The sequence below is a fragment of the Caulobacter sp. P1_B12_2 genome (genome assembly GCF_056406675.1).
The window spans coordinates 1-6,134 of the sequence record NZ_JBFTZS010000285.1 but is presented as its reverse complement, the minus strand read 5'-3'; the positions used below and the strand labels follow the sequence as shown (position 1 = coordinate 6,134).

Genomic DNA, 6,134 nt, shown 5'->3' with positions numbered 1-6,134 from the left:
CGCCAGGGTGGTGCAGAACAGAGCCTCGCCCAGCCGGCCCGGTCCGAACACCCGGTCGCTGAGCAGGCCGATGACCGGCGGCCCCAGCCCCAGGCCGATCAGGGTGGTGGAGGCGAAGAAGATGGCGTTCGAGGCGCCGTGGGCCGTCGACAGCATCGGCTGGTACATGGCCAGGAACACCACCGCCGCCACGCCGCCGAACACGGTCAGCATGAAGAAGCCGGCGCAGATCGTGACCAGGGTCGGGGTGACGCACAGCAGGCCGGCGCCGACCACGCACAGCGCCAGGGCCGCGGCGATCACCAGGCTGGGCGGACGTCCCAGGCGGCGGCAGAGATCGGCCAGGGTCCCGCCGCTCAGGTGGCCCAGGGGTGACCCGGCCAGGACGATCAGCCCGCTGACCACGCCGCTGCGGGCCGGCGACAACCCCAGGTCCCGCTGCAGCAGGGTGGGCAGCCAGGCGCTGGCCGCCTGGACCAGCACGATCACGCAGCCCGCCGCCAGCAGGTGGACGCCGAACGCCGCGGGCCGGGCGCGCATTTGCTCCAGGGCCGGCAGCATCGAGGGTCGGCGCGCCGAGGCCTGAACCCTCGCCGGACCGGGCCTGCGCCGGTCGGCCAGCAGCAGGCCGGCGGCGGCCAGCAGATTGGGCAGGGCGCTGAGGAAGAACAGCACGCGCCAGGCCTCCAGGCCGGGAAACATCGCGCGCACCAGCGGCGAGGCGCTCCAGGCCAGCAGCACGCCGCCCAGCAGCATGGCCCCGCTGCGTCCCAGGGCCGAGCCGGTGGTGAACACCGAGATCGCCCGGCCGACGTCCGGGCCGGGGGTCCGCGCCACGATCAGCGACAGGGCCGCCGGCTGGACCAGGGCCTGGCAGAGGCCCAGCGCCAACCGACACAGCACCAGTTGCTCCAGGTTCCGGGCCAGGCCGAAGCCGACGCTTGCCAGGGTCCACAACAGCAGGCTGCCGGCCAGCACCCTCAGTTGCGGCGCCCGGTCGACCGCCTGACCGAGGGTCAGCGTCGAGATCACGAAGAACAGCACGAAGGCCGGTCCCTGCAGGAGGCCCAGGGCGGTGTCGCTGAGCAGGAACTGGTCCTTGAGCAGCGGCAAGACCAGCGCCGGCAGGTTCCGGTCGGCCTGCATCAGGAAATGGGTCAGGGCCAACAGGCCCAGCGGCGCGCCCGTCGCCCATCTCCACCCTGGCGCTCGCGACGCCGCGTTCTGTTTCGTCATGTCCGCCCCCGGATCCCGCTAGACCAAATGCGGGGCCGACGGGTCCAGACCGGTCACGGCCGTCCCGGATCGGGGCGCGCTCGGAAGCTCGACAACAGACTCACACATACCAACGCTCGATGGTTAATCGCGCCAAAAGGGCAGACGGCGCCCTGATCGTCAACCGATCGAACGCCGTCCACCGGAATGGACCTCGAGCGCGGCCCGCTTTCCGGGACACGCCCGGCTCGCGGACGTCAGAACGTGTAGTCGAAGCCGATGCGGAACAGATTGCCCCGGGCGTCGGCCTCGGAGCTCAAGGTGGCGTAGTTGGCGCCCACCGTGCCCTGGGACTTGATCGTGCCGAAGTCGGAGTACAGCCACTCGGCGCGCACCGAGGTGTAGTCGCTCAGCGCAAAGGCGCCGCCCACGCCCGCGGACCAGCCGACCTTGACGTCGGACTCCTCGTTATTGCCGGTGACCGGCGTGGCGCGGGTGTCGTAGTACTTGGTCGTCAGCTTGATGTCGGAGGCGGCCACGCCGGCCGTCGCGTAGAACAGCCAGCTCTCGGTCGCGTAGCCGACCCGTGGACGCAGGGTCCAGATCCAGTCGGTCTTCATCTTCTGCTCGATCGTGAAATCGATCGGAGGGTTGATCGCCAATCCCGACCGGTAGGTCTTCTTGCGGTCCTCGCCGAGGTTGTAATAGCTGATGTCGGTCTCCAGCCCGAGCATCCAGCCCCCGGACCAGTAGTTGTAGCCCGCCTGGAATCCACCGGTGAAGCCGATCTCGTTGTCGTCGTCTTCCGAGATGGGCGCGTTGATCAAGCCGATGTCGCCCGGCGGAATGACCGCCCCGCCCGAGCCGGACGCCGCCTTCATGCTCAGCGTGGAGTCGGCCCAGGACGCGCCGATATTGCCGCCGACATAGGGGCCGTTCCAGGGACCGTTCTGGGCGACGGCGGCGCCGGCGCCCAGGCAAACAACGCCGGCCGCGCCGAGCGCGGCCCCAAACGCGACGATGAACTTTGACCTACGCATACTTGTCCTCCACGGGATTCGATGGAGGACAAGGCTTCCCGGAAGGTCCGCCCCTAGATATCCGGTGCAGACCTGATGGCCGGCCGCGCGGGACCGGAGGCGGCGCGCGGAGGACCCGCGCGCCGATCGCGGTTACTCCACGACGCGCAGGACCACCCGCCGGTTGGCGGCCAGGTCTTCCGGCGTCGAGCCGGCGGCGACCGGCTGCTCCTCGCCCCACGACACCGTCTGCATGCCGATGAGCGGGAGGCCCTGGCCGAAGAGGAAGCGCCGGGTTTCCAGAGCGCGCTTTTCGCCCAGGATGCGGTTGGCGTCGGTGTCGCCGCGCGTGTCGGCGTGGCCGACGATCTCGACGAAGACCTTCTTGTTGTCGCCCTTCAGACGTTCTGCGAAGGCGGTGAGAGTCGCCTTGGCCTCGTCGGACAGGGTCCACTTGCCGGTGTCGAAGCCGATGCTGTCGGTCTCGCTGATCACCGTACGGGTCATCTTGCCCTTGGCCAGATCATAGGCCGCGTCGGCTCGTTGGCCGGCCGCCGTAGCGCTCTTGTCCACGCCGTCGACACGACTCGACAACGCCGAGACCTGTCCGTCGAGCGCCGTGACCCGGGCGTCCACCGCCCCCACATGCTCGTCGACATAGCTCTCCGTGGCGCAGCCGCTTAGGGCCAGCCCGCTAGCGACCACGACCGCGGCCGCGACGCCCGATAGATAACGCCCCATGATGGATCTCCCAGCTCTTTGCCAAACTCAGCGAGGAGTTTGGCGCTTGGGGCGACAAGACATATCAGGTGTAGACCTGAGCCTTGACCTCAGGATACCCGAAGCGTGGCTGCTGAAGTCCTAGGGGCGGACATTCGCGCGTTCCCAGGCCCTGACCTTGACCCGGGCGGCGTCGAAAATACGCGCATAATTGCCCTTGAGAACCTTCTCGCGCGTCTCGGGCGTCAGCTTGTCCCAGAGCGGCTTGTAGGTCTCGTAGACGCTGAAATACTGCTCCGGCGAGCGCGGCGCGACCACGTCGGTGCCGAACAGAAAGCGGTCGGGGTATTTGTTGATCAGCGCGGCCGCGCGGGTCGACGCATCGTCCGTCGCCACCAGGTACTTGGCCACCTCGTCCCACGACAGGTCGAACATCACGTTCTTCATGGCCGGATTGCCCAGGATCTCTTCCAGGTAGGCGGCCTCGGACTTCACTGGCTGGATGATCCGCCCCATGCCGGCATGGGCCCAGATGATCGTGGTTGTGGGGTGCCGCGCGTACAGCGCCGTCAGCTGGTTGAAATAGCCGCGGACCTTGGCGTCCTTGGTGAAGGGCCGGACCATGTCGTTGTGCAGCACGACCACCAGCCCGACGTCGCCGGCGAAGTCGAGCAGGCGGTCCAGCGACGGATCGGTCAGGCTGGCCCCGCCGCCGGCGATCTTCGGCGAGACGAACTCCTTGTGCACCGAGAACTCGCCGATGCCGGTGAACACCCCGGGGAACAGGGTCAGCACCCGCTTCACATGGTCGGCGGCGTACATGTCAGCGGGGTTGAAGCCGGTGATCATCGGATCGATCCGCTTCTGCTGGGCCGGCGACAAGGCGCGGTACTGCAGGGCGATCGCCGCGTCGGTGAACGAGTAGTAGTAGAGCGGCGCGTCGGCCTCGAGATAGTAGGTCGGCGCCACGTCGCCGCTCTCGCGATACGACCACTCCTGCTGCAGGGGGATGCCGAACAGGGTGGTGCGGCACACCCGGTCGCCCATCAGCTTCAGCACCTCGCCGGCCGACGGCCCCTCCTGGATGTAGTTGGTCAGGTGGAAGTGACTGTCGCTGAACTGGCAGTCCTTTGGAGCCTGGGCGGCGGCGGATCCGGCGGCGAGCGCCAGCACCAGGCCCAGGGCGGCGAGCGATCGGTGGGGCATCGGCGACATCCTTCTCTAGAAGGCGAGGGAGAAATCCGAGACGAAGGTGAACCCGTTGCCGCCGACCGGAATGGGATAGGCCGTGTAGCCGACCGGCGAGCGGTCGACGTAGAGGCCCATCACGTTGATCCGCATGTCCCGGCGCTTGAACGGGAAGTAGTTGACGCCGGCGGCAATGTCGTAGGGATCGCCGTAATCGCCAAAGATCTTCGAGCCGGAAATATAGACCTGCAGGGTCTTGGGGATCAGCATGGCCGAGGCCTGAAGCTGGAACCCGGTGTCCTTGAGGTCGGTGACCGGGACGACCCCGTTGACCTTGAAATTGTCGAGCCAGCGCGTGTAGTACTCGAGCTCCAGCGACAAGCCCCGGTACTTAACCCCCCCATTCAGGGCCAGCATCTGGTAGCGCGCCTCGGTGATCCGGCCCGGCGTGTTGAAGGCGTCCACGGCGAACAGCAGCGTGCCGTCGGAGAGCCGCAGCTGGGTGTTCTCGATGGACTCGGTGTTCGGCTGCGACTGCGGCGTCTCGGTGCTGCGCGTGAAGTGGGCGCTGAACAGGGTCGCGACCTTGTCGTGCTTCTCGAAGTCGCCGAAGCCGTTGATCGGGCCGAACTCGCCGGTGCTCGGCATCCAGGTCAGGGCTCCCGACCAGGTATTGGGCTTGGCGTCCAGCTGACCGGCGTTGACGCCCAACGCGCTCAGATTGTTGGCCACCATCACCCGGTATTCCAGGCCCTTGGCGATCTTGCCGTCGGCCCAGATGCCTTGCGTGTACGAGCCCCGGAAGAACTCGTCGGCGATCGGCCGGTTGTCGTTGCGCAGCCAGTACGGGAAGGTCCGGTTGGTCGAGCGCGTCGACGGCACCGACTGGATGCCGAGATAGACCCGCAGGGCTTCGCTGAAGGTCCAGTTCAGGTTGCCGGCCAGCACCACCTGGGCGCCCTGGCCCTGGGCGGTCTGCGAGGTCCAGGCATAGGCGTTGTAGCCGAACTTCGGATCGAACAGCCAACCGCGGACCGTGATCTGAACCTTGGCGAGCTGGAAGTCCTCGCGCGGCGTGATGGTCTTGGCCCGCCCGAAGGAGTCCACATAGGCCTTATCCAGCCCGTGCTGGTTCAGGTAGCGCAGGTAGCTGACCAGGCCGAGGTCCACTTCGCCCATGTCGGAGCGCATCAGAACCAGGCCCTTGCCGGGCTCGAAGCCGCCCCAGCGCTGCGGGGGCGCGGGGGCCTCGGCGTTCTGGAGCCGCTGGATCTCCACCGGCGGCGATACGGCGGGCGCGGGCGGGGCTTCGCCCGCGGCCCAGGATAGCTGGGCGGCGAGGGCGTCGATGCGCCGGGTCCGCTCGGCCTCGGCCGCCTTGGCCGCCTCGCCCTCGGCCTTGAGGGCCTGGAGCTCGCGCTGCATGGCGGCGAGGGTCTCGGCGCTGGCCGCCGGCGGCGGGGCCGGCGCCGTGGAGAGGGCCTCCTGCGCCAGGGCCGAGCTTCCCGAGCCGGCCGCCAGGATCAATCCGGCGGCGGCGAAGGCGAAGGGAAACGCCGCGCCGGGCTTGGCCCGACGTCGATCCGTTACGCGTCGCATGAAAACTCCTCGGACTGGTCAGACCGGCTTCACGTCGTACGGATTGCCGCCTAGGGCTTCGGAGATGGCGATGATCGCCTTCTGCCCCCGGACGCTGTTGCCGGCCGCGTCCAGCGGCGGAGCGAAGGTGCCGATCCCGAACTTGCCCGGCGACACCGCGATCAGTCCGCCGCCCACGCCGCTCTTGGCCGGCAGGCCGGCGTGGAACAGCCACTTGCCGCTGTCGTCGTAGAGGCCGGCGGTGGCCATGACGGCCAGCAGGCGCGCCACGTGCTTGGGCTCGATCACCTGCTTCTTGGTGATCGGGTTCTTGCCGCCGTTGGCCAGGGTGGCGGCCATGTTGCCGAGGTCCTTGGCGTTGACCGCGATCGCGCACTGACGCGTGTAGATGTC

The 6,134-nt window shown here is 68.3% G+C and carries 6 protein-coding genes; all 6 read right to left on the bottom strand.

The annotated features are described in order from the left end of the window. Positions 1-1,236: MFS transporter (locus AC1DZ6_RS16900; protein WP_477098307.1), on the bottom strand; the 1,236-nt coding region annotated here is incomplete at its 3' end. Positions 1,237-1,472: 236 nt separating this feature from the next. Then, the gene (locus AC1DZ6_RS16895) at positions 1,473-2,255 is read right to left on the bottom strand and encodes an outer membrane protein (protein WP_477098306.1); all 783 of its coding nucleotides are present in this window, start codon (positions 2,253-2,255) and stop codon (positions 1,473-1,475) included. A 132-nt stretch (positions 2,256-2,387) separates the two neighbouring features. Beyond that, positions 2,388-2,975, bottom strand: a complete 588-nt coding sequence (locus AC1DZ6_RS16890; RefSeq protein ID WP_477098305.1) for an OmpA family protein — start codon at positions 2,973-2,975, stop codon at positions 2,388-2,390. A gap of 120 nt (positions 2,976-3,095) precedes the next feature. Beyond that, complete coding sequence (locus AC1DZ6_RS16885) at positions 3,096-4,160, bottom strand: amidohydrolase family protein (RefSeq protein ID WP_477098304.1); 1,065 nt, start codon at positions 4,158-4,160, stop codon at positions 3,096-3,098. Positions 4,161-4,175: 15 nt separating this feature from the next. Next, positions 4,176-5,741, bottom strand: a complete 1,566-nt coding sequence (locus AC1DZ6_RS16880) for a hypothetical protein (RefSeq protein ID WP_477098303.1) — start codon at positions 5,739-5,741, stop codon at positions 4,176-4,178. 18 nt (positions 5,742-5,759) lie between these two features. After that, positions 5,760-6,134: glutaminase (locus AC1DZ6_RS16875; protein WP_477098302.1), on the bottom strand; the 375-nt coding region annotated here is incomplete at its 5' end.

Coding starts and splice junctions, on each gene's coding strand:
- AC1DZ6_RS16895 (WP_477098306.1), bottom strand. CDS start 2,255: ATGCGTAGGTCAAAGTTCATCGTCGCGTTTGGGGCCGCGCTCGGCGCG.
- AC1DZ6_RS16890 (WP_477098305.1), bottom strand. CDS start 2,975: ATGGGGCGTTATCTATCGGGCGTCGCGGCCGCGGTCGTGGTCGCTAGC.
- AC1DZ6_RS16885 (WP_477098304.1), bottom strand. CDS start 4,160: ATGCCCCACCGATCGCTCGCCGCCCTGGGCCTGGTGCTGGCGCTCGCC.
- AC1DZ6_RS16880 (WP_477098303.1), bottom strand. CDS start 5,741: ATGCGACGCGTAACGGATCGACGTCGGGCCAAGCCCGGCGCGGCGTTT.